This is a genomic window from Pseudomonas tremae, from assembly GCF_001401155.1.
Classification (GTDB): domain Bacteria; phylum Pseudomonadota; class Gammaproteobacteria; order Pseudomonadales; family Pseudomonadaceae; genus Aquipseudomonas; species Aquipseudomonas tremae.
In genome coordinates, this window is record NZ_LJRO01000142.1 from 1 (window position 1) to 25,444 (window position 25,444).

32 protein-coding genes and 5 pseudogenes are annotated in these 25,444 nt (G+C 52.7%); 28 read left to right on the forward strand and 9 right to left on the reverse strand.

Annotation, left to right across the window (positions count from 1 at the left end):
- A partial coding sequence (locus tag ALO43_RS09780; protein WP_268873800.1) for a YopJ family acetyltransferase occupies positions 1-691 on the forward strand: 691 nt, incomplete at its 5' end.
- Between the two features lie 84 nt (positions 692-775).
- Here ALO43_RS09780 and tnpC read toward each other — a convergent pair.
- From tnpC to tnpA, 3 genes and pseudogenes are all read right to left on the reverse strand, one after another.
- Positions 776-2,373, reverse strand: a pseudogene (gene tnpC, locus ALO43_RS09785) (IS66 family transposase).
- Between the two features lie 61 nt (positions 2,374-2,434).
- A complete protein-coding gene (gene tnpB, locus ALO43_RS31380) occupies positions 2,435-2,800 on the reverse strand; it encodes an IS66 family insertion sequence element accessory protein TnpB (RefSeq protein WP_235662552.1) in 366 nt (121 codons plus the stop codon).
- Positions 2,767-3,099 (reverse strand): IS66-like element accessory protein TnpA, encoded by a 333-nt coding sequence (gene tnpA, locus ALO43_RS09795; protein ID WP_015061799.1) that lies wholly within the window; start codon positions 3,097-3,099, stop codon positions 2,767-2,769. Before tnpA ends, tnpB begins: the two co-directional genes overlap by 34 nt.
- Before the next feature lie 102 nt (positions 3,100-3,201).
- On the opposite strand from tnpA, the pseudogene ALO43_RS09800 reads away from it, so the two are divergent.
- A pseudogene (locus ALO43_RS09800) lies at positions 3,202-3,900 on the forward strand (polymorphic toxin type 15 domain-containing protein); the annotation flags it as partial.
- Positions 3,901-3,911: 11 nt separating this feature from the next.
- Positions 3,912-4,520, forward strand: a complete 609-nt coding sequence (locus tag ALO43_RS09805; protein ID WP_054997438.1) for a GAD-like domain-containing protein — start codon at positions 3,912-3,914, stop codon at positions 4,518-4,520.
- A 31-nt stretch (positions 4,521-4,551) separates the two neighbouring features.
- Here the strand turns inward: ALO43_RS09805 and ALO43_RS09810 are convergent.
- Positions 4,552-4,761: pseudogene (locus ALO43_RS09810) on the reverse strand (transposase domain-containing protein); the annotation flags it as partial.
- Here ALO43_RS09810 and ALO43_RS09815 point away from each other — a divergent pair.
- The 6 genes and pseudogenes from ALO43_RS09815 to ALO43_RS09840 form a co-directional block, all read left to right on the forward strand.
- A pseudogene (locus tag ALO43_RS09815) lies at positions 4,758-5,075 on the forward strand (transposase domain-containing protein); the annotation flags it as partial. The pseudogenes ALO43_RS09810 and ALO43_RS09815 sit on opposite strands and share 4 nt — an antisense overlap.
- A gap of 296 nt (positions 5,076-5,371) precedes the next feature.
- Positions 5,372-6,358: a DUF4113 domain-containing protein gene (locus tag ALO43_RS09820; protein WP_235662553.1), complete on the forward strand. Its 987-nt coding sequence runs from the start codon at positions 5,372-5,374 to the stop codon at positions 6,356-6,358.
- A 99-nt stretch (positions 6,359-6,457) separates the two neighbouring features.
- Complete coding sequence (locus ALO43_RS09825; RefSeq protein WP_032616419.1) at positions 6,458-6,778, forward strand: type II toxin-antitoxin system RelE/ParE family toxin; 321 nt, start codon at positions 6,458-6,460, stop codon at positions 6,776-6,778.
- Entirely contained in the window at positions 6,775-7,245 is a 471-nt protein-coding gene (locus ALO43_RS09830; RefSeq protein ID WP_024421059.1) for an addiction module antidote protein, read from the forward strand. Before ALO43_RS09825 ends, ALO43_RS09830 begins: the two co-directional genes overlap by 4 nt.
- A gap of 34 nt (positions 7,246-7,279) precedes the next feature.
- Positions 7,280-7,504, forward strand: coding sequence for a hypothetical protein (locus tag ALO43_RS09835; protein WP_054997440.1), 225 nt, complete (start codon positions 7,280-7,282; stop codon positions 7,502-7,504).
- A 241-nt stretch (positions 7,505-7,745) separates the two neighbouring features.
- On the forward strand, positions 7,746-8,645 hold the full coding sequence (locus ALO43_RS09840) for an FRG domain-containing protein (protein WP_054997441.1): 900 nt from the start codon (positions 7,746-7,748) through the stop codon (positions 8,643-8,645).
- 12 nt (positions 8,646-8,657) lie between these two features.
- Here ALO43_RS09840 and ALO43_RS31385 read toward each other — a convergent pair.
- Positions 8,658-8,802: pseudogene (locus ALO43_RS31385) on the reverse strand (recombinase family protein); the annotation flags it as partial.
- A 338-nt stretch (positions 8,803-9,140) separates the two neighbouring features.
- Here ALO43_RS31385 and ALO43_RS09845 point away from each other — a divergent pair.
- The 4 genes from ALO43_RS09845 to ALO43_RS09860 all read left to right on the forward strand — a co-directional run bounded on the left by ALO43_RS09845 (position 9,141) and on the right by ALO43_RS09860 (position 12,296).
- A complete protein-coding gene (locus ALO43_RS09845; RefSeq protein ID WP_054997442.1) occupies positions 9,141-10,034 on the forward strand; it encodes a serine hydrolase domain-containing protein in 894 nt (297 codons plus the stop codon).
- A gap of 485 nt (positions 10,035-10,519) precedes the next feature.
- Positions 10,520-11,224 carry a ParA family protein gene (locus tag ALO43_RS09850; RefSeq protein WP_004661990.1) on the forward strand — a complete coding sequence of 235 codons (705 nt, stop codon included), beginning with the start codon at positions 10,520-10,522 and terminating at the stop codon, positions 11,222-11,224.
- Entirely contained in the window at positions 11,221-11,544 is a 324-nt protein-coding gene (locus ALO43_RS09855; protein ID WP_004666942.1) for a hypothetical protein, read from the forward strand. The genes ALO43_RS09850 and ALO43_RS09855 overlap by 4 nt, the downstream gene beginning before the upstream one ends.
- A 110-nt stretch (positions 11,545-11,654) precedes the next feature.
- A complete protein-coding gene (locus tag ALO43_RS09860) occupies positions 11,655-12,296 on the forward strand; it encodes an SOS response-associated peptidase (protein ID WP_054997443.1) in 642 nt (213 codons plus the stop codon).
- 297 nt (positions 12,297-12,593) lie between these two features.
- On the opposite strand, the gene ALO43_RS09865 is transcribed toward ALO43_RS09860, so the two are convergent.
- From ALO43_RS09865 to ALO43_RS09875, 3 genes are all read right to left on the reverse strand, one after another.
- Positions 12,594-13,337: an abortive infection family protein gene (locus ALO43_RS09865; RefSeq protein WP_054997456.1), complete on the reverse strand. Its 744-nt coding sequence runs from the start codon at positions 13,335-13,337 to the stop codon at positions 12,594-12,596.
- An 81-nt stretch (positions 13,338-13,418) separates the two neighbouring features.
- Positions 13,419-14,957 carry a nucleotidyltransferase gene (locus tag ALO43_RS09870; protein WP_054997444.1) on the reverse strand — a complete coding sequence of 513 codons (1,539 nt, stop codon included), beginning with the start codon at positions 14,955-14,957 and terminating at the stop codon, positions 13,419-13,421.
- Positions 14,954-15,514: an SLATT domain-containing protein gene (locus ALO43_RS09875; protein ID WP_054997445.1), complete on the reverse strand. Its 561-nt coding sequence runs from the start codon at positions 15,512-15,514 to the stop codon at positions 14,954-14,956. Before ALO43_RS09875 ends, ALO43_RS09870 begins: the two co-directional genes overlap by 4 nt.
- A 584-nt stretch (positions 15,515-16,098) precedes the next feature.
- Here ALO43_RS09875 and ALO43_RS09880 point away from each other — a divergent pair.
- Complete coding sequence (locus tag ALO43_RS09880; protein ID WP_054997446.1) at positions 16,099-16,794, forward strand: hypothetical protein; 696 nt, start codon at positions 16,099-16,101, stop codon at positions 16,792-16,794.
- A gap of 259 nt (positions 16,795-17,053) precedes the next feature.
- Here the strand turns inward: ALO43_RS09880 and ALO43_RS09885 are convergent, their stop codons facing one another.
- A complete protein-coding gene (locus tag ALO43_RS09885; protein WP_054997447.1) occupies positions 17,054-17,767 on the reverse strand; it encodes a hypothetical protein in 714 nt (237 codons plus the stop codon).
- Between the two features lie 129 nt (positions 17,768-17,896).
- Here ALO43_RS09885 and ALO43_RS09890 point away from each other — a divergent pair, with 129 nt between their 5' ends.
- From ALO43_RS09890 to ALO43_RS09950, 14 genes are all read left to right on the forward strand, one after another.
- The gene (locus ALO43_RS09890; protein ID WP_054997448.1) at positions 17,897-18,085 is read left to right on the forward strand and encodes a hypothetical protein; all 189 of its coding nucleotides are present in this window, start codon (positions 17,897-17,899) and stop codon (positions 18,083-18,085) included.
- Positions 18,086-18,109: 24 nt separating this feature from the next.
- Positions 18,110-19,006, forward strand: coding sequence for a hypothetical protein (locus ALO43_RS09895; RefSeq protein WP_147461982.1), 897 nt, complete (start codon positions 18,110-18,112; stop codon positions 19,004-19,006).
- A 400-nt stretch (positions 19,007-19,406) separates the two neighbouring features.
- Positions 19,407-19,661, forward strand: a complete 255-nt coding sequence (locus ALO43_RS09900) for a PapB/FocB family fimbrial expression transcriptional regulator (protein ID WP_003344263.1) — start codon at positions 19,407-19,409, stop codon at positions 19,659-19,661.
- Positions 19,662-20,075: 414 nt separating this feature from the next.
- A complete protein-coding gene (locus ALO43_RS09905) occupies positions 20,076-20,303 on the forward strand; it encodes a hypothetical protein (RefSeq protein ID WP_054997450.1) in 228 nt (75 codons plus the stop codon).
- Positions 20,304-20,419: 116 nt separating this feature from the next.
- Positions 20,420-20,656 (forward strand): hypothetical protein, encoded by a 237-nt coding sequence (locus tag ALO43_RS09910; protein ID WP_054997451.1) that lies wholly within the window; start codon positions 20,420-20,422, stop codon positions 20,654-20,656.
- A complete protein-coding gene (locus ALO43_RS09915) occupies positions 20,653-20,895 on the forward strand; it encodes a DUF1918 domain-containing protein (RefSeq protein WP_054997452.1) in 243 nt (80 codons plus the stop codon). The genes ALO43_RS09910 and ALO43_RS09915 overlap by 4 nt, the downstream gene beginning before the upstream one ends.
- A gap of 13 nt (positions 20,896-20,908) precedes the next feature.
- Positions 20,909-21,178, forward strand: a complete 270-nt coding sequence (locus ALO43_RS09920; protein WP_054997453.1) for a hypothetical protein — start codon at positions 20,909-20,911, stop codon at positions 21,176-21,178.
- Positions 21,179-21,193: 15 nt separating this feature from the next.
- The gene (locus tag ALO43_RS09925; RefSeq protein ID WP_044345561.1) at positions 21,194-21,406 is read left to right on the forward strand and encodes a hypothetical protein; all 213 of its coding nucleotides are present in this window, start codon (positions 21,194-21,196) and stop codon (positions 21,404-21,406) included.
- A gap of 128 nt (positions 21,407-21,534) precedes the next feature.
- Entirely contained in the window at positions 21,535-21,831 is a 297-nt protein-coding gene (locus tag ALO43_RS28620) for a hypothetical protein (RefSeq protein WP_083492148.1), read from the forward strand.
- A 396-nt stretch (positions 21,832-22,227) separates the two neighbouring features.
- Entirely contained in the window at positions 22,228-22,560 is a 333-nt protein-coding gene (locus ALO43_RS09930) for a hypothetical protein (RefSeq protein WP_083492149.1), read from the forward strand.
- A gap of 252 nt (positions 22,561-22,812) precedes the next feature.
- Entirely contained in the window at positions 22,813-23,271 is a 459-nt protein-coding gene (locus ALO43_RS09935) for a glyoxalase superfamily protein (protein ID WP_054997454.1), read from the forward strand.
- A gap of 242 nt (positions 23,272-23,513) precedes the next feature.
- Positions 23,514-23,744, forward strand: a complete 231-nt coding sequence (locus ALO43_RS09940; protein WP_054098817.1) for a carbon storage regulator — start codon at positions 23,514-23,516, stop codon at positions 23,742-23,744.
- A 22-nt stretch (positions 23,745-23,766) separates the two neighbouring features.
- Entirely contained in the window at positions 23,767-24,180 is a 414-nt protein-coding gene (locus tag ALO43_RS09945) for a TraR/DksA family transcriptional regulator (protein WP_024668675.1), read from the forward strand.
- 159 nt (positions 24,181-24,339) lie between these two features.
- The gene (locus tag ALO43_RS09950; protein WP_054997455.1) at positions 24,340-25,020 is read left to right on the forward strand and encodes a GNAT family N-acetyltransferase; all 681 of its coding nucleotides are present in this window, start codon (positions 24,340-24,342) and stop codon (positions 25,018-25,020) included.
- Positions 25,021-25,444: the final 424 nt, after the last annotated feature.

Here is a 25,444-nt window from a genome sequence, read left to right on the forward strand (position 1 = left end):
CAGTCCTGGAACCGGACAGACAGTCAGGCATCACGTAATGGCTGATGTCCGCCTGCATCAGGGTAGAGCTCCAACCATTATAATTACTGAGCCAGCCGTCATAGTCGGTTCACAGTTTCAACAGCTTCGACAGCACAATCTGACCCTTGAGGATTTGAGAAAGAGTGGTGTACCACTCTCGCACGTCGCCATTCTTGAAACGCAGGCGCAAAAAACGAAAGACGACTGCGTTATGTACTCCCTGAATTACGCAATCAAAGCCTATAAAAATGCAAATCAATTTGATGACATTCATCAAGGTCTTCAGCGTGGCACATTACCAACCGAAGACGAGTCCAGAACCAAGACCACCCTCGGCGCACTCGAAAAAAACAGCTCATACTCAATGATGCACGAGGGCACTCATGCAGCATTCGGTGCGGATTTTCTGCCAGTGGACTTTTATAAGCATGGCGCTTCGCTGACGCAGGCGAGAGAGCTAATGAAGCGGCCAGATGGACGTATGGCTGGAAGAGTCAACAGCGAAGACCACAGAGAGGCTGAAAACCTGATTCAACGCAACCAGGCATTTCGCATGACACGCAGTGTTCTACTCGACGATGGTACACCGTCAAGCACCCAATTCAGCGCGTCCATCGACGGCTTCAGACTCCAGGAAATAAAACGAGTACTGGCCGCAGCACAGCGCTAACGACAAAAAATCGCGGGCCCGGGTCGATATTGAGAACGGCGTTAAGGTGTGGATAGAGATAACAGAAAAGTAAGCGAACTCGCATTACAGGTTGGGTAACGGCAACCAGTTATGCGGCAATAACTCGGAGATCTTACTGGCGCGCTGCGTCGGCAGCCGCGTCAGCACATCTTTGAGATACGCATAAGGATCGTGCCCATTCAAACGTGCAGACTGGATCAAACTCATGATAGCCGCCGCACGTTTTCCGCTGCGTAGCGACCCTGCGAAGAGCCAATTTTTACGTCCAAGAGCCCATGGTCTGATTTGGTTCTCACACCAGTTGTTATCTATGGGTACGGCCCCGTCATCCAGGTAGCGCGACAGCGCTGCCCAACGTTTCAAGCTGTAATCAAGCGCTCTGCTTATCGCCGAGCCTTCGGGCACAAGATCGCGCTGGACACTCATCCAGGCATGCAGCATGTCCATTAACGGCACGGCTTTTTCTTGCCGTATTCGGCGCCGAATATCCGGCTCTAGGTCGCGGACTTCGCTCTCGATTTCGTACAGCAACTGGATGTACCGCAAGGCCTGCTCGGCGAGCTGGCTCTTGTTGGTCGCGTGGAGTTCGAAGAACTTGCGCCTGGCATGGGTCATGCAGCCGATCTCGGTCACGCCGAGTTCGAAACTGGCTTTGTAACCGCCAAAATCATCGCAGACCAACTTGCCTTTCCAGCCTTGCAGGAAGTTGCGAGCATGCTCACCGGCACGGCTTGGGCTGAAGTCGTAAACACTGCGGCCAAGTCCGAGAACTGGCTGGTGGCATAGGCCCACACATAGGAACGGTGGGTTTTCTTCGTGCCCTGCATGAGCATCTGCACCGGCGTTTCATCGGCATGAATAACTTGCTGCCCAAGTACCACCTCGCGCAGTGCATCGACCAGCGGCTGTAACTGCACGCTGGTCATGCCCACCCATTGAGCCAAGGTTGAGCGTGGAATCGCCAGGCCCGCTCGACCGAAGATCGATTCCTGACGGTAAAGCGGTAAATGGTCAGCAAACTTGGCGATCATGACGTGGGCCAGCAGCGCGGCGGTTGGGATGCCCTTATCAATAATCTGTGCCGGAACCGGCGCCTGAATCAGCGTTTCGCAGTCATCGCAGACCCATTTGCCACGTACATGGCGTTCAACGGTGAACACGCCGGGCGTGTAATCCAACTTTTCACTGATATCTTCACCGATGCGTTTCAGCGCACAGCCGCATGGGCAGTGAGTGTTGTCCGGTTCGTGATGGATCAAAGTGCGTGGAAACTCAGCCGGCAATGCAGTGCGCTTGGGCTTCTGCTTTTTCTCGGTCGGAGTTATCACTGCCTGCAAGCTTTGAAGCTCCGCTTCAATTGCCGCGATATCGGTATCGATCAGGTCATCGAGCAAACTGGCCTGCTCAGGATTCATCTGCTCGCTGCGTTTGGCAAATTTCAAACGCTTGAGTTGTGCGATCTCATGGGTCAGTTTTTCGATGAGTGTTTGGTCGCGGTGGATCTTCTTGCCCATAGTCTCAACGGTTTTACCCATAGTGTCGACCGTCTTGCCCAGCGTGTCGACTTGGTGGTCGAGCGTCTCGACACGCTGCATCAACTGCGCCGCCAAAGTGCGCAGTTGTTCAGGGGTAAGGTGATCGAGATTGGGGAGCGAAGTCATGGTGCCGATTTTGCCAGACCAGGCAATTCGCGGCGATAGACCGATAGGCTAATGGCAGCCGTTAAAGCAGTGTGATCGCACCACCGGAGCCCGCGCGCTGCCACGGCAGGCCCAACACCAGGGCCTGGAGTTGCTCGGTATCCAGCTCTATTTCAGAGCCATGGCGAATGCCTGGCCAGTGGAACTTACCTTGGTTCAACCGGCGAGCAGCCAGCCAGATGCCGAAGCCGTCATGCACCAGAACTTTCATCCGAGTGGCGCGGCGGTTGGCGAACAGATAAGCACTGTGCGGCTTCGCCGCACCGAACACCGCTATCACTCTGGCCAACGCGGTCTCGGTGCCTGCTCGCATGTCCATCGGCTCGGTAGCGAGCCAGATGGAGTCGATGCGAATCATCGCAGCAGGTCTCGAAGAAAGGTCGCGCACGCAGCAGCACTTTCAGTTGGCCAGTTCACTTTGACGGCGCCACGCGGGTGCTGGATCTCAACGCAGATATTCGATGATGCAGCTTGCGAATTTACTCCGGCCAGCTGCATGGGTAACGGAATAAACGCAGGTTGCGGCGCTGTGTTTTTCTGCGCTTGTACCCGAATCCATTTATGGACGAGGTTTGCGTTGAGGCTATGGCTGAGCGCGATGCTGGCAATAGAAGCGCCGGGCTGGGCACACTCTTGAATGACTTGGGCCTTGAAGGACTTGGAGTAGGAACGGCGTTGTGGCTGCATGAAATACCCGCTTAAGAGGCTAGAACTGGTGTCCACCTAAATTTAAGTGCACACCTTGTCTTGGCTTTGCGGGGTTGGGTAGATGACTTGGCCGGACGCATACGAAGCGCAAGGGTGCTCGCAACCGAAATGCGAGGCAGCGAGAGAGGTGCAAAGCTTGGCCAGTGGATGCTCAAGCACGAAGAAGCATTGAAAAAACACCCTGACCTACAAACGGCAGAGCCTCGCAGAGGCGCACTTGGGCCGCAGGAGTCACCACCGAACAGCCCATCTGGAAAAGACAAAGAGCCGCCCAAAGGCAAGCCAAATACCATGCCGCGCCATGACGTCGAATGCTTCAAGGCAGACAAGATGCCGGCCTCTAAAGTCGGAGAGTTCGAGCGGCAATTGAAGGGGCAGGAGGACGGACTGAATCGGCTGACGGTTGATGAGTATTTAGAGAATATCGCCAATCCGGCGAAGCGTAGCCAAACGGCTGCCCGACGGGCTAGAAAACATTTACAAGCCAGCTTGCAAACACGATTTCAAAGGGAATATTCGAAAACGCTAGGCCCCGTAGCTGCGAAAGCAGAGAGTGTGAAAAAAGCCAAGGAAACGATGTCGAACCTAGCAGGACTACACAACCCTGATCTGAGCGCTGGCGGGAAAGATATCATCGCCGATTTCGGTGACCGACAAGTCAACTCCAGCATAGGTCCTCAGTGGGGGCCAAAAATTACAAATTTGAAAAAGGCCGTGGAGGCAGTGCCAGCAACTTTACGTGGTGACACCTATCTCAATGTAAAGCTGCATAAATGTTAAGGGGAAAAGCTATGGATGAAGTGTTTTCAATTTTTTTGCAAACCTTTGGCGGGCCTGTTGATCGGCAGGAAGTACCAACGTCAAGTATTGAACTCTATAGAGGCAAGCTACCCAATAAGTTGTTGGAATACTGGGCCGAGCACGGCTGGTGCGGTTACGGCGAGGGGATTTTCTGGATAGTTAACCCGCAAGAATACGAAGGGGTGGTAGCGTCATGGATTGAAGGGACCAAATTTGAACAGCGCGATACCTACCACCTGATTGCCCGCAGCGCCTTTGGTGACCTGTACCTATGGGGCGAAAAAACAGGATTTTCACTTAAAATCACTAGCTGTATTTCTCGGTGTGTCATTCATGACTTTGAAATTACTAGTGATGAGATGGATAGAGAGCTACAAAACTTTCTTCTATCTATAGAAGTTGAGTATAACGATTTCGATGACTTGTTCACACCGGCGAAGAAAAAGCTCGGCACGTTGCGCCATGATGAAATGTATGGTTTTGTTCCAGCGTTAATGCTTGGCGGATCGGCATCTCTTGATCATGTTGAGAAACTAAAAACAGTGGAGCATTTAATCCTGTTGTCCCAGCTTGCAGAGCTTGAGCCATATAGCTTTTAAGGAATGCATGCGCGCATATCGCCTGGGGTATTTAATCCAGTTGCCACTTATGCGGTAGCAATTGATCGATTTCAGTCGCCCGCTGCGTCGGCAGGCGCGTGAGGACATCTTTTAGATACGCGTAAGGATCATGGCCATTCAGCCGCGCAGACTGGATCAAACTCATGATCGCCGCCGCCCGTTTGCCGCTGTGCAACGATCCTGCAAAGAGCCAGTTCTTGCGTCCAAGTGCCCATGGCCGTCAATTACATGGCCAGCAACTGGAGTCGGCTGGAGCGCTATGTCGAAGCAGGTTATTTGCCCATCGACAACAACGCCGCCGAAAGGGCGATCAAGCCGTTTGTGATCGGGCGCAAGGCGTGGCTGTTCAGCGATACCGTCAACGGTGCCACGGCCAGTGCACAGATTTACAGTTTGGTAGAGACCGCAAAGGCAAACGGTCAAGAGCCCTATACGTGGCTGCGCCACGTACTCGAGCGGTTGCCGCAAGCGCAATCGGTTGAGGATTACGAAGCCTTGCTGCCGTGGAACTGCTCACCGGAAATGCCACGGTAAGCCATAGCCTCACCTTGCGGTATGTGAGGTTTATGGAGCGCTTACTCTAAACCCTTCTGCTCTGGCACTAACGACGGCCACTGCCTATAGATCCCTACAGAGGGCCTTCAATTGAATCGTGGCCACAACCGCGATTTCTGGCTCATCTTGATCACGCTAGCTTTCGTCGCCACAAAATTCAGGTATTTGCCATGGACACCACGTGATCCATTTCTGTGAAAAATGTGTATTGTCTATGGACATCGAAGACCTAATTTAAACCCTCACAAATATTCATCCAAATCGATGTCCATGGGTTGACATCTTTCCTTTACATCGACGAGGCGTTTGCAGACCTGACCGGCATGCCTGGCAATCTGACCGATTTTGGGAGATCGATTCGAGCCAAAGTCCATCGCTGTACAGGTATTCCCGTGGGTGTGGGGATTGCACCGACCAAGACACTGGCCAAGCTGGCCAATCACACGGCAAAGCGTCTCCAGGCGCACACCGGCGGGGTCGTGGACATCTGCGACCCTGTTAAACGTGATTGGGTGCTGCGCAATACCTCTGTCGGAGAGGTCTGGGGCATCGGTCGAAAGATGAAAGCGCATCTGGAGGGCATGCGGATCCTGTCGGCCAAAGACCTCGCTATGGCGGATCCCTGGATGCTGCGCAAAACGTTTAGCGTTGTGATCGAGAAAACTGCACGGGAGCTTGCAGGCACCGAGTGCTTGGAGCTGGACGAAGTCGAGCCGCCAAGACAAGAGATTTGCTGCAGCAGAATGTTCGGCAAGCGGCTGACCGAGCTGGGGCCGATCAAAGAGGCGGTGGCCACCTACATGATGCGTGCCTCTGAGAAATTACGCGCCCAGGGATCGGTGTGCAAAAAGATCCGGGTGAGTATCCGCACCGGCATGTTCAACCCTGACGAGGCCAAGTATGCGAACGGCGCACTGGTCCAGCTGCCCTACCCCACCAACGATGTCAGGCTGATGACCCAATACGCGACGGAGGCGGTTTCGCGGATTTTTCGACCAGGTTTCAGGTACAGCAAGGCAGAGGTGCTGCTGATGGATATTTGCCAGCCAGGTGAATTTACCGATGACCTGTTCACGATCAATCAGCCGGTGAGTTCAGATCGGCTGATGGCTGCTTTGGATTCAATCAACGGCAAGTGGGGACGTGGGACTTTGCACACTGGTTCAGTGCCAATGACGCCGGACTGGGGCATGCGGCGTGAGCTGATGAGCCAGAGCTACACGACACGGCTTGATCAGTTGTGGGTTGTAAAGGCTAAGTAAACACATGGGCAATCCAGCTTCAGCTTAGCGCGCTTAAAATCCGCCTTCTGAAGCGCACCCTTATCGACAAGGAGTAGCCAGTAGGCTACAATCGAAACCATGACGGATCTCATCGAAAACACCATAAACACTACACCTGAGTTTGATGATTGGCTTGATGGTGTGAGGAATGCCCAGGGTAAAGCAGCTCTTTTGGCTCGTTTGGATCGAGCCAAAGCAGGAAACTTCGGTGATTGTGAGCCAGTGGGCGATGGTGTCAGTGAAATGCGGGTTTTTGTTGGGCCAGGGTACCGAGCTTACTTCGTTCGCACTGGCGGGACCACTTACCTGATGCTTTCGGGTAGTGACAAAACGGACCAAAAACGCGGGATCAAGGAAGCAAAAGCGATCCTTGATGCTCTTACGGGGAAAACGAAATGACTGAAGCCAAATTCAACCCCAAGGATATGCCTATCCTCGAACTGAACACATCCGGTACCAGCCGTTATGAAGCTTCGCGCTTTCTCGACAACCCGGAAGCGATCAGCGCTTACCTTGCAGAAAGCATGAAGGAAAACGACCCGGAATTGCTCATGCGGGCGCTTTCTGAAGTCGCAAAAGCGCAAGGCGTTAACAAGGTTGCCAAGGACGCTGGAGTCAATCGGGAAAGCCTTTATAAAACGTTCAAAGGTGGCGTTAAAACACGATACGACACCATTAGAAAGCTGATGGAGGCTGTAGGGGTAGAGCTTACCGTGCAGCCTATTGCCTCAAAAGCTGCGGCGGTTAGCTGGTCAGTTGCGCAGCCGCGCAAAGCATCTAAAGCAGCGGCTGCTAAGCCTGACGGTAGGCCAACCGCTAAGGCAGCAACCAAGCCAAGAGCGACTACAAGACATGTTGGCGCATGATTTTCAAAATATGAAAAGAAAAGGACAACGCTCCATGAGTGATAACCCCTATGCCGACTGGCCGTTGCATCACTTGGTGTTTGTGAAGGTGCGCGACGGCGGCGGTCCTGCCGCCATTGCGCACAGTGTCGCCCAAGTGCATGGAATCAGAGTGGATGAACTCAAGGCCCTCTGCCGCAAGACCGGTGATGAATGGATTGCTCGCGATGGCGCATTAGACCCGATCAATCAGGCAGTATACATCTGGGCGCAAGAGTAGGCCCCGCAGCGTTACGAACGGAGTTTATGTAGAATGGCCCCCTCCGAAGGCAGGGGTCGTAGGTTCGAATCCCGCCTGGGCACCAATGAATTCAGGGCTTTCAGCCCATCCAGCCTGACAGCACATACACTCGTGACAGCAGAGTAACAGCAACAGACAAAAGAAAGCCCCGATTAGATTCGCCTGGGGGGCTTTTTTATGCGACAAAGTAACCTACTCACGGAAGAAGTTGAGAGACGGTATGGCGAGAAGACACGCTTCATTTACCGAGAGTAGCTATGAAAAGGCAGAGGACTTATGGCTAGCCCTTTCTCCAACCGCCCAGCTTAGCGACGGGCCACAGAGCTATATTTATAGAGGTCAAGGCGATGCGACCTGGCAACTGATTCCGTCCATACTTCGACCTCGCAACCAGCCCCCAATTACATCTTATGAAAAGATGGTCGATGCCACTGAGATGGTTTTTTACGAACTAATCAGCCTGAGCGACTTCGTAGCTCACTGCGATGCTATCGGTATTGCCATCCCGAATGACTCTCAAGACTTCCGTGAATTCGTAGTAAATACGCAGAATGCTGATCAGTACTACAAACAACCGTCGCTTTGGCCGGACCGCAAGATATTGGACTTGATGGCAATGGCTCAACACCACGGTGTTCCGACACGCTTACTTGACTGGACAACCAAGGCGTTCACTGCCCTATATTTCGCAGCCAGCTCGGCAGTTGCTGACTACGCAAACTGGTCTAGTGAAAAGCGCATAGCCATCTGGGCAATGAACCGTGACCAGATAGGGTTGCATCCTCAGATAACTCTTCATCATTCTCCAGGCTCAATCAGTAAACACCTTGCAGCACAGGGAGGATTATTCACTGTTCATCCACACTCGGGGTTTCGTTCCGGCCCGTTTACAGTGCAGGGACTGGAGAACTATTTCGCCGATATCCCGGGGCCAATGATCAAGTTCACCCTGCCAGTATTTGAGGCAGTAAGGTTGCTGAAGCTATGCAGTCGGGCCGGATTCAGCGGCGCTCACGTCTACCCTACTGCCGACGGCGCAGGCAGGGCGGTCATAGACGATCTGAATAGCGAGGGAGCGCGAAGACACTGGAATCTCACTGAGCTCCTGGTTAGGAGCTGAAGACGTTCCACTCCTGATCCGCATTACGGTAGTTGTCGAGCAATCTGCGTGCCTGGCTGTACCGGATACCCAACCCGGCCGCCAGCAGCTCTCTCACGCGCTTGTGCAGATCGGCGTTGACCGGCCGCCCCTGATACTTGCCCTCGGCCTTCGCCTTAGAGTTTTTCGACCGTCACTAATTGCGCCTATTCGGGGTCGGTTCCGGCTGTAAGCGTCTGGCCATCACACAATAAGTCCGCCTCGCTCGATTGGGATGAAGATTAGCTCCGCTTCCTGCCACCCTGAAGCAATCGCTTCGCGCGTGAAGCTATGAACGAGTATCAGGATCTTTCGAGTGTCCGCTGTGAGGACGCATGTAGCTACCGTAAAATGGAAGCAATCTGCGATTGATCCCTGCGCAAGTCTGCACGGCCACTGTACCCTGTAATAGTCAATGCTCTTTTCTGCCGAAGCCTTCGCTGGTTTCAAGCCTTCGCCCTACAAGGAAGTCTAAGGATGCTTTGTTCCACAATATTGAACGGTAAACAGTTGCCTACGGAGCAATCACAAATGGTTGTCCCTTGGTGGAGCTTTACCAAGACGGTGTTAGCTGCGGCGGCGCTTTCTCTTGTTCGTGACGGATTGATCCAGCTTGACGATCATGTCCAAGAAGGCCAGTTCACTCTTCGGCAACTGCTCAAACACCAAGCCGGACTTGCGGACTACTCAGAGCTGGAGGATTACTACGCGGCTGTTGCCGAGGGCCAGGCGCCGTGGTCAGCAGATGAAATGATGCAACGTCTTGACGGTGTCAGATTACGTTACGCACCAGGGGCTGGCTGGCGATACTCCAACGTAGGCTACATGCTTGTTGCCAGACTGATCGAGCGAGTTACGGGGGTAAGTCTAGGAACTGCACTGACCCAACGTGTGCTGTCGCCCCTCGGTTTGACACATACTCGGCTCGCAAAAAAGCAAGAAGATCTGGATGAGGTATATCTGGGAGCCATTGAGTCATACCACCCTGGCTGGGTCTATCATGGTTTGCTGGTAGGCCCGCTCTCAGAGGCGACTATGTTGCTGAACAAGCTGCTGACCGGGGAGCTTCTTCCTTCTTCATTGCTGCATGAAATGCATAATGCAATTGTGCTCGGAGGGCCAATGCAAGGAAGGCCTTGGGCCAGTCCGGGCTATGGGCTGGGCTTGATGATCGGCGGAACTAAAAGTGGGCATATGCTTGTTGGGCACACAGGAGTCGGGCCAGGCGGCCTAATCGCAGTATTTCATTATTCAAGTGGCAATAATGCGGCGACTTGCTCTGCGTTCAGGGAGGGCAGCGATGAAGGGGGTGTTGAAGCGCAGGTCTTGGAGCGGCTTTTAGCCGCTGTCGGAACTTGTGAAGAGCGATGACCGCACTAGAGATACGTGATTCAGGGGAGCCCGCAGAATTCGGAAAAAATCGTACGGTAAGCACTTCCGACATGGGACAGGCCCTCGTGCAGCCTGGACTGTGTCCGATTGAAGTACACCTCAACACGGCGTCAGGCTGCTCACCAGCCCCCTGTCAGACTAGGATGGTTTCTGTATTTCCTGACGGATCGCCGCCAACTTCTATGACCTCAACCTGACAGAATTCACGCTAGCGTACGATTTTTTCCGTTTTCTCTATTCGCCCCTATTTGAATTCCTTAATGAATTCAGAAAGAATCCCTCAAAGAATTCAGAAAGAAAGCCTTGGGAATTCTTTCTGAATTTCTATTGAATTCTTGTGAGATATCTATCAGGATATCCTGATAGATATCCTAAAGAATTCCTAAAGAATTCACTATGGATATCATTAAGGGTATCCATAATGATATCTTCTTGAATTCCTGATAGATACTATAGGTGCTTATATGCCGGTCATATCGTTCGTGTCCCCCAAAGGCGGGGCTGGCAAGACAACATCTGCCCTTGCGCTGGCCACTCAGATTGCAAAGCGTGTGCCTGTGACAGTGATTGATGCTGACCCAAATCACCCCATAGACTCCTGGTCAAAAGGGGGGGCGGTTCCAGAGAACATGACTGTTATCTCCGGTGTAACAGACCAAACGATAAGTGACACCATTGCGGAAGCAGCAACCAAGACGCCTTTTGTAATCGTGGATCTTGAAGGCACAGCGGCGACAATCGTCGCGTACGCTATAGCGGAGTCTGATCTGGTTATAATTCCTTCCCAAGGATCGCAGTTGGATGCTGAGCAAGCCAGTAGGGCGTTTGGTCTCATCAGAGCGCATGAGCGAGGCATTCAGAAGCATAAGCCCGACTACAAATTGCCCTACGCGGTCTTATTTACGCGCACCTCCGTCGCAATACAAAGCAGGGACACACGGCATATTCGAGAGAGTTTCAAGAAAGGAGGTATCCCGTTTTTTGAGGTTGAACTCAACGAAAGGGCTGCCTTCAAAGCCATGTTTTCATATCGTCAAACCTTGGAATTGCTTCCTCGCAACGAAGTATCCAATGTAGATAAAGCCATTGATAATGCTGAGGTTTTCGCTCGCGAAGTTATTGCCAAGCTTACACCCGGCGATGCAAAGCCTATGGAGGTTGAAGCATGAGTCGAGTCGATCCTTTAGAGGGCCTGAAGAATTTTGAGCCTAAGCCTGCTGCTAGCCAAAAGTCGAAACAGGAAAGTGCTGCACTTGAAGAGCTGGCAAGCGAACATGGCTTCGTAGCCCGGCATCCAGCCCCATCAAATGCACGAGTCGATAGATCAAAGCGAAGGTTCACAACCGGCAGAAATATCCAAATCAATATCAAGGGCGATCAAGCTACTAAAGATGAGCTTTATCGCCTTGCAGATGACATTGATGCTCCCCTAGGGGAGACCCTTAAAAGGGCGCTGTCAGCACTGGCGCGTGAGCTGAATTCAAAATAGCCTGGCCAGCAGGGCTCCTAAAGGGTCAGCGTCTGTAGAGTCGAATAATTGGAACGCTGGGGCAGGGCAGGGCCTCACATTAGGACATTTACATGTTCCAGTGAGGCTCTATGTGCAGCCATTACGAAGCACCGCCACCGCACCAGGTAGCCGAAGCGTTCGGCGTAGCACCGTTCGACCAGGGCAGACTTGATTTGTGGCCTGGCTACATCGGTCCATTCCTACGTAGCGCTGACGGACGCGACGAGGACAATGAATCGCCCGCACCCGTGGAAGTGCTGACCGGCTCCTTTGGGTTGATCCCGTCCTGGAGCAAGGACAGTAAAATTGCCAGGCGCACATACAATGCTCGATCAGAGACAGTGGCCGAGAAACCGTCATTCCGGCATGCCTGGCGCCACGCGCAACACTGCATTATCCCGGCGGTGGCCATATATGAGCCGGACTGGCGATCGGGCAAGGCAGTTGTCACGCGTATAGCCCGTGCAGACGGCGAGCTGCTGGGGATTGCGGGCCTATGGGAGCAGTGGCGCGATCCGTCCACCGACCAGACCCTGCACAGCTACACCATGCTGACAGTGAATGCTGATGATCACGACTTCATGAATGCGTACCACAAGCCCCAGGACGAAAAGCGCATGGTAGTGATTTTGCCGAAGGGCTCGTATATGGACTGGTTGACCGCGCGGCCGGAGCAGAGCGCAGCGTTCATGAACCAGTACCCGGCAGATCGGCTGACCGTGGACATGTGATCATGTCTTCCCCGGAGCTGGTGGTGGACAGGGTGACTTGTCGCGCTGGACGGCAGCAGCCCCCAAGCCGCAGGCGCGGTAGCATTTTCCGTGAACAAATGCTGTGCCGGCCATCACAAGGTACGTGAGGCCAGCCCGGTCACGATTTGTACGGCCGCTATCGAACCATAGCTGCCATTGGTGGAGGGCAGCAGTCGGCCAATAGGGACGTTGACAGCTGCATTCACGAGATAAGAGCGTTCAGATGACCCCATGATTAACGTGATAATGCCTTTCCTCAAACCTGGAGAAGGACTGCTATCGACTCCACATGGCGTCCCATGTTGCAAGTAGAAAAAGTGCTTTGGAACCTGCGAGGTTCACTGCCAGCTCCGCATGACGCGGAGCTGGCTTCACGCCACCCCGTCCTTTGCCATGGGCATCACTAAGGCGATTCCTCAGTGCACCTAACCCCTCGACGACTGCCGTGCAGCCGCCCAAGATCTGTTTGAAAAGAACCTCCTCATGCTGCGCTTTTGTAAGGTTCAAGAGCGATGCCGTCTGCTTGTAGAGTTTGTTGAGATCCGGCGCGACGTCTATATTGCTCTCACCCGACTCCTCTAGAATGTGCTTACAAACCGACTCCAGCAGTGTTCGGGCTACGGTAATCGCGCCTTCAGGATCGGTAGCGCGGCGTTCCAGGGCTTTACTCCAGGCATTCCGTACATGTTCAGCGTCAAAGCGTTTTAGCGCCTCAGACAGTATTGCATCTGAAGGATGAGAATCATTGGATTCCGCGAATTCTATAAGCTTTCTGAACTCGTCCCAGATGAACGTTCGCCGTTGTGCGTATGACGGAAATTTCGGCTGTATGAAACCCCAAAACTGGTCCAGGTTGCGATAGCGCCTGACCCATGCGGGAACGAACGCCACAGCGCGAGCATCATCAAGCACGCTTTGTCTGTAAAGCGGATAGTCCCGCTCATCATCGTTGTTGCCGGGGCCCGTCGCGCGGTTGATGTAAATGGTCTGTAGGGCGTCAACACCGTCAATCAATGACACAGCGTTCACCTCTCCCTGCCTGACGCTTTGACTTTTGAACCTTCAAAGCGCAGTTAGCGGTACAGGCATAGCCGGCTGACGCTATCCGATATTGACGATAAAGGGTCCGCTTCGAGCTGCACAGTATCCGTCCTTCACTATGAAGCACTCGATCGTATGTGACCCTCTGTACGATGCGCGCTCCATACGGACTAAATTGCCTGCGGATACCGTTCCCTCTACGAATCCTCCGCGTAGATCCTTCGCCTTCTGGGCTGCTGAACCTGTGTTTACTACTTGCCAAAATACTTTGTAGGGGCGAGGCAGTCCGCTGATGGCTTCAAATCGCAAAGAGCTTCCGACTGGGACGGGATTGCCGTTATCGTCTACCGCCGTTGTACGGAAACCAGATTTGCTCACTGTGCAGGACAAAACTACAGAGCCTGATGGGACAGTCGGCCATGCCACGGGTTTACGATGTGGCGCATCAAACAGCCGCTGCATTGATCCTAGAAGTCGGCGCCCGCTGGCAGATTTTGCAACGGCACTTGGACTTATCTTCGTCGCGGCTTTCTCCAGCAACTCCCGTCCAATTCGAGGCGACAGAACGTCAATCAACTGCTGCAGGTCGGCGGTCTCACCTGCACGCGCGAAGTCGTTACGGGCGGTATCGAGCCAATCTTCAAATGCCAATCTTCGTTCCGGTTCAGCCTCCCACGCGTCGGCAAAATTTTCTTTCGGGTTGGAGGGGTTCGCAATCCAATAGACTTCCCCTCTCATCTCGATGAACTGGTGCATTGAGGAGAGAATACTGAACAGTGCCCCTGTAACCGTAGCTTCTTGGCGGTAGGCGTGAGCTGCCAAGGTTGAGATAATGATCGATGAGGGGCGACCTTCCGGCTCTTCCGAGAATCGCAGATCCCGATGACGTTTTAGGATTTGAATCGCTGACTGGAGAGGTGTTTTAACTCGGAAGGCGGGGATGTCTGCCACGTCGGCTTTGGCCTCGTTAAGAGCCATAGCTTGGCGCCGTTCCTTGAAGGCAACCTCCATACGCGACATGAACCAATCAGCGTAGCCGTGAGGATTACTCGATGGCCAGTCATCGGTGTAGTGTCGATAATACGGATGATTGCAGTCAGTGATTGATATCGACTTATCCACAAACGCCAGTGCCAGCCTGCTTGCCTCCCGAAGCCTACGCTGCCGTTGCCCATCGGGGACCGACGGGAGAACATCCATATGAAACTGAGCTGAGTCGGCGTAATTGAGCGTCCAGCAGCGGTCCCAGCCTGATGGCTCCTCCATCAAATGTCGCGCAGCGTACAACCTGAGCTCATGTCCGAGGTCGTCGAAAAGCTGCTTTTGGGTGTGTTCTCCTTTGTCTAACCCGAATTCGCACACAACATCCAAATCGTAGTGTTCTTCTCCATTGAGCGGGCGGATGACTGTCCCGAGACGAAATGAGCCTTGGATGTAAGCATTGATGTTGGTACGGGAAAATCGGGAATCCGGACGCTCTAACCATCTACAAATAGAGCGATAACTGCGATCAGCAGCTTCATAGCGCTCGCCAGGAATCTCCAGAGTGGAAGCGAGCTGGGCAATAAAACGGTCTGCAACTGAGGTTACCTGCGTCATACGTCAGCCTTACTGCGCAGGGGAGCAGGTACGAAACAGTCAATCTCGGCGTCAGAAAACGTGAACTCCTCGTTTAACTTGAGCGCTTCCTGGGCTGCTGCGTACGCTTTAGCGTCTGTTTGCGGGGCTGCTTTGTAAACTGCGCTAAGCTTTTTCTGCAGTTCGTCTCGACGATCAGATGCCTCTTGATAGGTGATGGCACCTGCTCTCAGATCGGTCAGGAGAGAAAGATAGGATTCCCGGATGGGCCAAATATTGGCGGCGGCGTCGCGATGCTTTTGTGCCGTCCCTCCTGGATCAAACCCCTTCATGTAGCCGGACAGGATCAGGGTGAGAATGGAGAGCGTGGCGGTAATGAGCTTCACCCAGTGTGGGTCGAAAGCCGCGACAATAACCGCACCAGACGCGGTCGTGGCAGACAGCACTATTTGCAAAATCTTCAGTCGCTGTAATGTGGCAGCGCAGTTGTCTGCCATCTTTTCATGAGTCTTATGCGTGTAGACAACACGGCCTAAGCACTCGCGCAATTGTCCTTCGATGTGTTTGAAGTCGCTCATATGACCCTAACTGGTTTCACACTGATGCCAGTAGTGTGCCATGTAGCGGCCTAGGTGTAACGACCTGCAATCGAAATGGCCTCGACCTACAATCATCGCGTTTTTCGACCAGGATTGATTGCGTCTATTCGAGCCAGCAAACCGGGATTATTTGCGAATGAACCTGCATTCATCTGGTTAGACCTGCAATCGACCGTCATGAACCGGAATTATTTGCGAGTGATCACTCGCCGTTTCTGTCTCATTTAAGTACACCCTTGTGAGACGCGTGGCTGAGGCGGTTTTTGCGTCTCAATAGGGTGGCTTTTCATTTTTGAGATGGTAAGTTCTCAGCTTCTAGAGCCTAAAGAGACAAACTTGACGATGGCCCTTTACGGATACGCTCGCGTTTCCACAAGCGATCAAGATTTCGTTCAGCAACGCACTCGATCCGGCTCGCACTACAGAACTGCGCGACAGGATGCTGGCGGCGGGGTTGCCGATCTGAGGCCCAGGGCATTTGCAGTTGATCTGCCCGAAGCCACGCTTGTCGCAGGCCATTGCAGGTAGTATTGCCGGACAGCACATTCAGTTAAAGAGCAGCCATGAAAGCAGGGATAGCAGTAACAATTGCATTAGGGTTCTTGGTAAGTGGATGCCAGGCTAATATACCGGTAAAGACCAAAGCCCAGACAGATGCAGATTTTCGTAGGGATGCTGCAACAATCGAGCAGTTCGGGAATGCTCACCCATGGAGTGGGAGTGATGAAATCGAAGACATCCCCCAAGCTCTGTCCCGTATTGAAGCAATAAAGGCCAAGGGGGCCGCATACATAGACGCCGAAGACCTCAAATACACTAGGAAGCAGCAGGCATTGCTCCAAGAAAGAGACACGGTACAAAAGAAGAAACAGGCTGTGATTGATGCTTACGAAAGTGCAGAAGCAGCAAAAGTAAGCAAGCGCCCAATGGGCTCGTTTGGTTCGGCCTACTACAAGCTTCTTGGACAGAATCGCTTTCAGCCGTACTTCGATGAGGAGGTACTAAAGAAGTCTGGGATACGACTAGGTGTCTACCAGCTAGACATCCCCTTTGCGGTAGTTACCTGCAACCGCTCCCTATGCGTAGCCAGCTCTGACACTTTTGCCGTTCAGCCTGCAGTAACCATCCTGACACCGCGAACGCCAGCTTTACGGCCAGGAATACGACTTCCATACGCACTTGTAGACATTATGGGTACAAACGACATTGGCGTGCTTGTGGTGCGATTACTAGCGCCCATGATGTCAGTGCCTAGGTAGATGCGTGTTGGCGCATAAGTCCCATGGCATCCGCAGTTAATTCTGGTTTGCTGCGATGCAATGCTGGTCGGAGAGTGTGAATGCAGGTTCATTCGCAAATAATCTCGGTTTGCAGGCCCGGATAGACGCAATCAATTCCGGCCGAAAAACGCGATGATTGCAGGTCTGAGCCATTTCGATTGCAGGCCGTTACACCTACCCGCAATGTGACTTTCAATCTCGGAGCGAATGCTTTCGGCGCTTTCAGCCCAGACTGAGATCAGCTTTTCGAGCATCCGGGAGCATCGGGCCTTTCATAAGGGTAGAACAGGGTCTCTGTGGTAATGCTTCTGAGGCCATGTTTTGGCAGCTGTAGTGTTCGAAACGCAACTCCCGACTTGTCACATTTTTGCAGCTGGAGCAGATACAGCATGTCTTCCGACTCGGCAACCTGGCACCCCTCGTACTGATCAAGATTTGCATAGACTACCCGACGCTTAACGCATTCTGATACCTGCTTAAGCGCTGCAGAGCGGCCATCGTTTGAAGGCAATCTCACCAGCAAAAACCAAGCAGAAATCAGCAGTCCGGCGATTATGCAGATCGATCCAACGCTTACGGCAATACCTCGGTTTTCGATCGCACGCTTGAGAACATGGGCAACCCATTTTGGGAGTGGCTGGGGCTCGCCCGGCATTTCTCTAGTTTTTTCCAATAGTAGTAAAAGAAAAGCGAAGATTCCCACTAGAGCCATGCCAAAAGCCAAAGCCCCAATGTAAGACCCAAATCTGGCAGCTCCGTAAGCCAGGATTTCCTGAGCGCCGATACCCAAGCGTTCGATAGCAACATCCATCGTCAGGTAATACTTCTCAAGGTAAGCGTACCCGCTGAGTGTGAATGCTCCGATCATGCTAGCGATGAGTAGAGTGGCTTCGAAGCGCAGGTATGTCCTGAGCCTTTTTGAGCTTGCGTCTTGCGTGGCGATGTCGGTCAAGCTGGTATTCCTGAGAAAAGGAGTAGAGAAAATTGTACCTCAGGCTTTTCATCAATCGATCGAGTGACTGCCATAAAATGTTTTAGATCTGCGCCTGAGCACCTAAGCCGAGAAAGGAGCTAGCCTCTGATGAGAGAGTCAATTCAAACAACAGTGGTTTGCCAACATCCAGGGGATGGCAGCGGTGACGTCATCATCGACTTCCATCTGGACGTCATAAGAAAAATGAACGTCGGACTCGGTGATTCGTTGAGCATTGAGCTCGCCGACGGAGCTATGGTCCTGAAGCCTACCCGTGAGGCTGATGCGAAGCCCTGAGGCTGGTTTCGTCCAAGAGCGGACATGGGTGTTGACGAAAGCTGGGCGGGCTCTAGAAACCGTTGGCATAATCATCCAACTTCAACAGGGAAGGTCAAGATGTACGAAGAACGGTTCATTGCTTTTGTAGATATTTTGGGATTTGGCAAACTAGTAGAGAAAAGCGCCGTCACACCTGATCTTCCCCAGAAGATCCTTGATGCATTGGTGGCGATGCATCCGACACAGATAGAAGCTGAGCTTGTTACTACCGTTAATTTAGAGTTAATCCCTGCGGAAGACGTAGAGCGGGTTAGAGAAACCGCTCGATACATGTCAACAATTCAGCAGCAAATGCATCCGGTTAGCATTAACTATTTTTCTGACAGCTTAGTTATATCTGCCCGCTCTGATGATATCATTGCGTCGCAAATGGTCATGGATCTACTCACTAAAATTAGCGCAATGATGTGGATGTCACATAGCCTATTGCTTCGCGGTGGTGTGACAGTCGGAAAGCTTGTCCACATCCAAGGTGGTCCAATGTTCGGGCCAGCAATGAATCAAGCATACTTCCTTGAAAACAAGAAAGCCGACCATCCTAGATTTTTGATTGATAAGCACTGCATCGAACGTTACAGGACGGTTGATACATTTAGACTGTTCGAGTCATTCATACAAAAAGATGGTGATTACTATTACGCCACTCTTGCGACTGCTTTCAGGCATATTTTGAATGACAGTTCGCTGGTCATGTCCGGTGAGAAAGTTCTTCGTAAGTTCCGACAATCAATGCTGAAAGCGCCAGCAGAGATCGAAAAGCTGCGGGAACAGTTCAAAGACGACGACAGAGTACGCCCAAAATATGAATGGCTGGCCGAAGAGTTCGAGGCAAGAATTCCTGAAGTGAATCCGCCGTATCCCTGTGAAGGCGACGCTTGAATCGCCCCAGCTTTTGCAGACACTTTATGACCTCTTTTGGCCGCTAGCCGACTTCGGCGATCGGCCGCTTTGGGTCGATAGCTGTCACCAGCCCGCCTAGGTTTTATTATTTTCCGTGAACAACACGGCACGCGGGCCTATAAGTTATCCAGCAGGCCCGCAACCAACTCTCTCAGGATCATTCGCGATTCGTCACCAATCCTGACAGAGAGCACTACGACTTTACCCAACCGCCGAGCAATATCCCTTCGCCCTGGACAATTCGATCCTTGACCACAGCGAGCCCGATTTGACCGTCGATCCCGCGATGATTCGTCGGGCATTTGAAGTTGCTTTGTAGTCATTACGAGCTTTACCATAAAGGGTAAAGTAGAACCAATTCGCAAAAGGCTGATTATTGATGGTTGATACCGACTCGGGGTTGATCGCTGGCAAGGTCGATCCCCGGCATTTTGAGCTACTTCTGGAAGGTACTTCCATTCGTGCCCCGGCGCTGATCGAGGCATTGCGAGAGCATCTTGTAGGGGGGCTTTCGGCTAGCGATGCATGGACAAAACATGGTGTGAACATGAGCCAGTTCTGGCGACGTCTTGAGGTCATTCGGGAAGAGCATCGGCGCGCTGCGTCACTTAGTGGGTTTTACCCTAAAAGGTAAAATAATGCTTGATCGTTTTACCATATAAGGTAAAACTGCCTCATTGAAGCGATTCACTGAGGATGCGGAATGAAATATCCGATACCGATGAAGCCACTTTGTCTTTGCTGCGATCGCTGCAGTACGCAGCAGCCAACGGCCAGAAGCTACACGACGGCCGGTGTTTGCTACACATTGTGCGATCCTTGCCGTGAAGAGTTTGATCGTCCAGCGACGCCGGATCGTCCTCGCGAGCCGGGAGCTTGATCTATTGATATGCCTCGACACTCCACGGTATAGGAAAATCGCTATGAAGAACAAAGATCCAATCGCCGAGGCGGCCGCAGTAGCGGCTAAATCTCACCCGACACTGATGCAGGTAGCGACTCAGGACCTGACAGCCCTGACAAGCCCAGCACAGAAAGGAATGACGAAATGGCCACAGCCACCCCTGACAGCAAAATTGTCCACGCGCTGGGCTTGATCGACACCGCTGAACATCCTACGGAAGTGCGCTTTGCCACGGCGTATGCGACTGGTTATATCGAAGCGCTGTACGACGCAAAGCTGATCACGGCTCCTGCAGTGCAGTGTTATCGCGATGACGCTCAGGCGCGCCGGGCTCGGCGGCTGACTGAACTGGGCGTGGGGGATCAGGGCTGATCAGTTGTTACCCGAGACGAGGAAAACGTCAGTGTAACCCCAAGCCTCGCTTCGTGCGGGGTTGGGTCAGTAGAAAAACGCCACTTTTGCATCGATAAAGACACAAGGAACGTCGTATGAAACTCGCAATCGCTCAAATTATTGCAGTTCTGGCTTCAATAGCTTTTGGGGAAGCATGGCAGAACACAGGTGATGTTGCGTATATCGAGGCAGGTATTCTTGCTCTCGGCTTGGCATTTGTTCTGATGCTCGCAACCTCAGGGCTCGAAATCGTGGAGTGGCTGCGTGAAAGGTCGCTGAGCCAAGGGAAAAGGTCGCTCGGCTGCACCCAAAGTCGAGGGAAAAGAGCATGAGCAAACGCAGAGCGTTCGGTGAAGTTGTCCAGGTGCAGGATGAGGACGGGCAACCCCCGTATCTGGTGAAGCTGATCCAGACAGCGGACGGAGCAGAGCCAGACGACTGCATGTACGAATGCGGCGATCCTGACTGTCGTGAGTGGCGAATTGCAGAAGTCCTCGATGACCAGGCCCTGCCCTCCGGGCAGCGGATCTATCACGTCACTGAATGCAACATGAGTGACCCAACCGGTTAAGGGAAAATCACATATGAAGACGTTCTTCGCAGCACTGATGCTGCTCACAGCCTCGGTCGCCCATGCAGCAAGCACGGGTGCCGATCAAATCACTCAGGCTCAGTATGAAGCCGGCCAGGCTCGCGTTTTGGCAGATGCAAAGCCGCTCGGGGGAAACATGACCCTCGCGGATTCCAAGGGGTGTGCTTGGGAGGTAACGGAGGTTAACGGCATTTTGAAGTTGACCCGTTATTTGAAGCCTGACGGTACGCCCGTTTGTGCCCCCGAGCAGAAAGCCAACTGACCACGGAAAATGCTGATGACAGATCACTACAACGGCGGCGGTGGTGAAACCGTTATGAGTCATGACTCGCAGATGCTGGAAACCGTGCCGTGGCAAGAAGGCTATTATGCCGGCATTGTTTTTGGGTATGACTCGCGAGATGAAGAGCATCCTTATGAAGGGCAGGAGGCCGCCGCCTGGGAAAAAGGACGAGTTCAGGGGCTAGCTGACATCTACAAGATGGAGTAAGGGCTACCGCGCCCAGGGGCTTGGTGGCTGCTGCTAACCAGGGTGACAAGTCACCCTGTCCACCACCAGCTCCACGAACAACGGAAAAACTGGGCTGATTATGCCAATGGCACGGGAGTGTAAAATTAATGAGCGCAAAGCAGAGACTTACCGAAAAATTCATAACCTCCACGGTCCCGCTTAATGTGACAGGCAATGGATATGGTCATCCTTTGTTGGTACGGATCGATCTCAACCTGCAGTCCGATGATTCTGTACTGCTAACCTCACGGGGAGGGAACACCGGAACACCAATGAATAAAGCAAAATGCGTCAGTGTTCCGTGCGCAGAATGGGAAAAATTTCAATCTGAACATACCGGCGACCTGGCCTTGGCAAGGTGGGCTTTTGCCAAAACAGGTTGGGCCCTTCGTGATGATGAATAAAGCAGTGAATAGAGGAAATTCACAATCGCTGCCAATCTACCCAATCACTGACGGGAGTTAGAATAGTGATCGAATCGTTAATGAGTATTGGACCTGTAATAGGGATTGTTCTCGGCGTAAAAGCCTTCGCGGGGAAGTATTAGATATCGAGCATTTCATAGCGGACTGGCACGAAGGTCCCGCGGGAGCAGGTATGGAGTTGCACGCGTACCTGGGTATGACTTGGGAATAATATCGACAGTGGCTGGAAGCCCCCTCGATACTTCCTGCGTTGCTAAATGCCCGCAAGAACCTGGCACCCTGGCACATTGACCACGGAAAAGTCCCAGTCTAATGCCCAAGCCCGTAGGAGAGGGAAGCTTTTTGCTCCCCAAGGATCTAGCAGGAACATCATTTATGGAAGCCAGAAAGAATATGACCGAAGAAGAAATGCGGCAAGCACTGTTCGGCTCTAGCGGGTCTACCGGACCTTTAGTGATCCCACAGACTCAAGCGCATGCTGTGGTCATAAGGCCTGAGCATTCAGTTGATCGGCGGAAGACGGCCAAGAATTTTGTATCCAAACTGATAGTCACGCTGCGTGTAGGCAATGAGTATGAAGGCAAGACAGAGCTGATCACCCACGAGGCCGATACGCTCAGCCTCCTTCAGGCTGAAATGGATGCGTTGAAGATCGCTCGCAAGAAATACAGGTACATCGAGCTGGTATCAGTCAGTTCGGCCAAATAGATCTGCAACAGGCCCCTCGTCCAGGCTGGTTAAGCGCCGGTGGCGTTCGTTGTCACCAAGTCGGAAAAATGTAGTGATCAACTTGATAATTAAATGTGGCTGAAATAGGCTTAGGACAGGGCAACTTGCTGCCCGCCCCCTCCGCCGTATGGCAAGGTGAAAGCAAGGTTTTATACCCCTAATGGTGATTCTCACCGGCAGGTCGCAATGGAGGGACGACACGCATTGCGAGCCGGTATCTTGAGAACACTCATGACCACGATTGAAACGCTCAAATCGCAGGCCAAGCGTCTGCGCGCACACCTGTCAGAAAGCAACATTCCCCTGACCCATAGCCAGGTTCTCGAAGCGGTTGCAGTCATGCATGGACATAGAGACTGGAACACTGCATCAGCTGCAGCAGCAAGCCAATATGCAGCGCCCGTGCAAGAGCCCCAACACCACAGAATGTCACTCAAAGAACTTTTAGATGGGGGCATGCAACCCGGTGCGGACATGGGGCCTGCCGATGTACAAAGAGAAGGCGCTTACAGACGCGGCTACCATCAATGCGCTGCTGAGCTCATGCACGCGATGCGCGGGCCCAAGCAGATTACGGCTGCCATGTTGGAGAAATGGGTCGAGGAGGCCGGAATGGAGTGGAGGAAAGACAAGCCACTGAATCGCATGATTTTGGCACCTGATTTTGTTGCTACTACGGAGGAAAAATGAATTTCCACTGGCAACTGCAGCAAGAGCTGGAGGTTCGGCGCGAGTGAATATTGCAGGCACCCCAGCGCTCCTGCAGGTCACCTTTCTGCAGCAGGTATAACTCTTAACGACGCTGCTTGTCGTACAGCAGCACTGCCAGAATTGCCCGATCGCGCACGCCCTGGCGCGACTCCCCATCCGGCGCATCAGATGACGCCAGAGACCGAGCGCTGACCAGTTTTCCGGGTAAAGAGGTAAATCGTATGCTCCTTCTGACTCGCCGCGAAGGTGAAAATATTATGATTGGCGATGGAATACAGATCCAAGTTCTAAGCGTTTCAGAGGACACTGGGGCTGTACGTATCCAGATTGAAGCCCCGGACGCCGTCGAAGCCCAGAGCAGAAACGTTGATAACGAAGTTACCGATGGCAAGCCTGGCCCTGTTATTACTCATAAGCGCCGGTGGCGCTCGTTGGTCACTCGGTTTGAATGACCAACCATACCAGGAGCACAAGATGGCATTGATGAGCGTTGAGCAACTGCTGAATCAAGCTGAGGACGAGTACATGAGTATAGACCAGCTGGCCTTTTTCAAAGATCGATTGGAGGTCAAAGCCGCTGGGCTTCGTAATCGCTTGCTCAGCTGTCAGGCCAGTTGCGAGATCGAGCGTCACTCGGACGAAGCAGATTTCGCTTCCGACGAGGAAAATAGAGCGGTGGCTGCAACCATGATAGAAAGGGACAGACAGACGTTGAGCGATGTGCATAAGGCCTTGGAAATTCTCGCTCTGGGCGACTACGGTTTTTGCCAGGAGACTGGCGAGGCCATAGGCATAAAGCGCCTGCTACTGGTCCCCGAGTCATTGTATTCGGTTGAGTCGATGCGAGCGCTGGAGGCCAAGGGGATGCACCAGCGCCAAGTGGGCTAGCCAAAGTCGCCGCTGCGAAGTGATCCAGAAGAAGTCTCTCAGTTGCACACAAAGCCCTGTTCAACGAAGTGAATATAAACAGCTTTGCCGAACGTTTTAACTTCTATGTGACCCCGAGACAGTAATTCGGTTAACAGGCTGCCCTCATAAGGACACCCCATGCGCATCACCCGCTACCATACCAAACCTCCCACCCAGGCCGAGGGGGATCAAGTCATCGCAATGGTCAAGGACTACGTTACCGACCTGAGCCTGGTCGCCGTGCCGCCCAGCAATTTGCTTTACGAGTTTTACCGCTGGGCGTTATCGACCGAAGTCGGGTTTTATATGGGCCGAATCGGACTGACCGCCAGCGAGCCGGTAGAACTGCTATTAGCTTTCGATAATGCGACGCCCAATGAGATTGCAGGGTTTCTCCTGTACTCCCCCATACCCACGCACCCTGAGGCGTGTGGGGCCAACTATATGGCTGTCAAAGAGTCTTACCGCCGGCGCGGCATCGGCAGTGAGCTGGTGAAGACTCTGATAGAGCTCTATCCCTATACGGAGCTCACTTGCGCAATCAAGAAGGTGCCGTTCTACCAGTCACTTGGTTTCCAAGTGCTGGATCATCACGTAACCCAGGTAGTCATGAATACGCGCACCGCAAGCTGTGACGGTGAAATGGCGATAGTCAATGTGGAATCCATCTATGAGTCGGATGAGGCAAATGCTGTAAAGCAAAGCCTGTTACAGCGCTGGGGTATGAAGGAAATTAAGAGGGCACAAAAACAAATGGAACGGCATACTGATGAGCTTTGCAGGCAGGCCGAAGCATTTTACCTTGCCTCCAAGGCATAGATATCAATAGCTGGTGTGGTTTTAAATTGCACCGTGCGAGCCCGTCTTCACAGACAACCGGCTCGCACGGCGCAGTTAATTTCCAGGCATATGATTATGGATAGGTGTAACGACCTGCAATCGAAATGGCCTCGACCTGCAATCATCGCGTTTTTCGACCGGGATTGATTGCGTCTATCCGAGCCAGCAAACCGGGATTATTTGCGAATGAACCTGCATTCATCTGATTCGACCTGCAATCGACCGTCATGAACCGGAATTGGCTGCGAGTGAGCGCACGCCGTTTCTGTCTCATTCGAGTACACCCTTGCGGGACGCGTGTCTGAGGCGTTTTTTATGTCTCAATAGGGTTGATTTTCATTTTTGATATAGTACTTTCACAAAGTCTAGAGCTCAAAGAGATAAAAGCGCTATTGGGGTAGAG

What these genes read in the sequence shown, in the direction of transcription:
- tnpA (WP_015061799.1), bottom strand. Translation starts at nt 3,099, where the DNA reads ATGCAGCCACAACGCCGTTCCTACTCCAAGTCCTTCAAGGCCCAAGTC.
- ALO43_RS09805 (WP_054997438.1), top strand. Translation starts at nt 3,912, where the DNA reads ATGGATGAAGTGTTTTCAATTTTTTTGCAAACCTTTGGCGGGCCTGTT.
- ALO43_RS09825 (WP_032616419.1), top strand. Translation starts at nt 6,458, where the DNA reads ATGACGGATCTCATCGAAAACACCATAAACACTACACCTGAGTTTGAT.
- ALO43_RS09830 (WP_024421059.1), top strand. Translation starts at nt 6,775, where the DNA reads ATGACTGAAGCCAAATTCAACCCCAAGGATATGCCTATCCTCGAACTG.
- ALO43_RS09835 (WP_054997440.1), top strand. Translation starts at nt 7,280, where the DNA reads ATGAGTGATAACCCCTATGCCGACTGGCCGTTGCATCACTTGGTGTTT.
- ALO43_RS09840 (WP_054997441.1), top strand. Translation starts at nt 7,746, where the DNA reads ATGGCGAGAAGACACGCTTCATTTACCGAGAGTAGCTATGAAAAGGCA.
- ALO43_RS09845 (WP_054997442.1), top strand. Translation starts at nt 9,141, where the DNA reads ATGCTTTGTTCCACAATATTGAACGGTAAACAGTTGCCTACGGAGCAA.
- ALO43_RS09850 (WP_004661990.1), top strand. Translation starts at nt 10,520, where the DNA reads ATGCCGGTCATATCGTTCGTGTCCCCCAAAGGCGGGGCTGGCAAGACA.
- ALO43_RS09855 (WP_004666942.1), top strand. Translation starts at nt 11,221, where the DNA reads ATGAGTCGAGTCGATCCTTTAGAGGGCCTGAAGAATTTTGAGCCTAAG.
- ALO43_RS09860 (WP_054997443.1), top strand. Translation starts at nt 11,655, where the DNA reads ATGTGCAGCCATTACGAAGCACCGCCACCGCACCAGGTAGCCGAAGCG.
- ALO43_RS09870 (WP_054997444.1), bottom strand. Translation starts at nt 14,957, where the DNA reads ATGACGCAGGTAACCTCAGTTGCAGACCGTTTTATTGCCCAGCTCGCT.
- ALO43_RS09875 (WP_054997445.1), bottom strand. Translation starts at nt 15,514, where the DNA reads ATGAGCGACTTCAAACACATCGAAGGACAATTGCGCGAGTGCTTAGGC.
- ALO43_RS09880 (WP_054997446.1), top strand. Translation starts at nt 16,099, where the DNA reads ATGAAAGCAGGGATAGCAGTAACAATTGCATTAGGGTTCTTGGTAAGT.
- ALO43_RS09890 (WP_054997448.1), top strand. Translation starts at nt 17,897, where the DNA reads ATGAGAGAGTCAATTCAAACAACAGTGGTTTGCCAACATCCAGGGGAT.
- ALO43_RS09895 (WP_147461982.1), top strand. Translation starts at nt 18,110, where the DNA reads ATGGGTGTTGACGAAAGCTGGGCGGGCTCTAGAAACCGTTGGCATAAT.
- ALO43_RS09900 (WP_003344263.1), top strand. Translation starts at nt 19,407, where the DNA reads ATGGTTGATACCGACTCGGGGTTGATCGCTGGCAAGGTCGATCCCCGG.
- ALO43_RS09905 (WP_054997450.1), top strand. Translation starts at nt 20,076, where the DNA reads ATGGCCACAGCCACCCCTGACAGCAAAATTGTCCACGCGCTGGGCTTG.
- ALO43_RS09910 (WP_054997451.1), top strand. Translation starts at nt 20,420, where the DNA reads ATGAAACTCGCAATCGCTCAAATTATTGCAGTTCTGGCTTCAATAGCT.
- ALO43_RS09915 (WP_054997452.1), top strand. Translation starts at nt 20,653, where the DNA reads ATGAGCAAACGCAGAGCGTTCGGTGAAGTTGTCCAGGTGCAGGATGAG.
- ALO43_RS09920 (WP_054997453.1), top strand. Translation starts at nt 20,909, where the DNA reads ATGAAGACGTTCTTCGCAGCACTGATGCTGCTCACAGCCTCGGTCGCC.
- ALO43_RS09925 (WP_044345561.1), top strand. Translation starts at nt 21,194, where the DNA reads ATGACAGATCACTACAACGGCGGCGGTGGTGAAACCGTTATGAGTCAT.
- ALO43_RS28620 (WP_083492148.1), top strand. Translation starts at nt 21,535, where the DNA reads ATGAGCGCAAAGCAGAGACTTACCGAAAAATTCATAACCTCCACGGTC.
- ALO43_RS09930 (WP_083492149.1), top strand. Translation starts at nt 22,228, where the DNA reads ATGGAAGCCAGAAAGAATATGACCGAAGAAGAAATGCGGCAAGCACTG.
- ALO43_RS09935 (WP_054997454.1), top strand. Translation starts at nt 22,813, where the DNA reads ATGACCACGATTGAAACGCTCAAATCGCAGGCCAAGCGTCTGCGCGCA.
- ALO43_RS09940 (WP_054098817.1), top strand. Translation starts at nt 23,514, where the DNA reads ATGCTCCTTCTGACTCGCCGCGAAGGTGAAAATATTATGATTGGCGAT.
- ALO43_RS09945 (WP_024668675.1), top strand. Translation starts at nt 23,767, where the DNA reads ATGGCATTGATGAGCGTTGAGCAACTGCTGAATCAAGCTGAGGACGAG.
- ALO43_RS09950 (WP_054997455.1), top strand. Translation starts at nt 24,340, where the DNA reads ATGCGCATCACCCGCTACCATACCAAACCTCCCACCCAGGCCGAGGGG.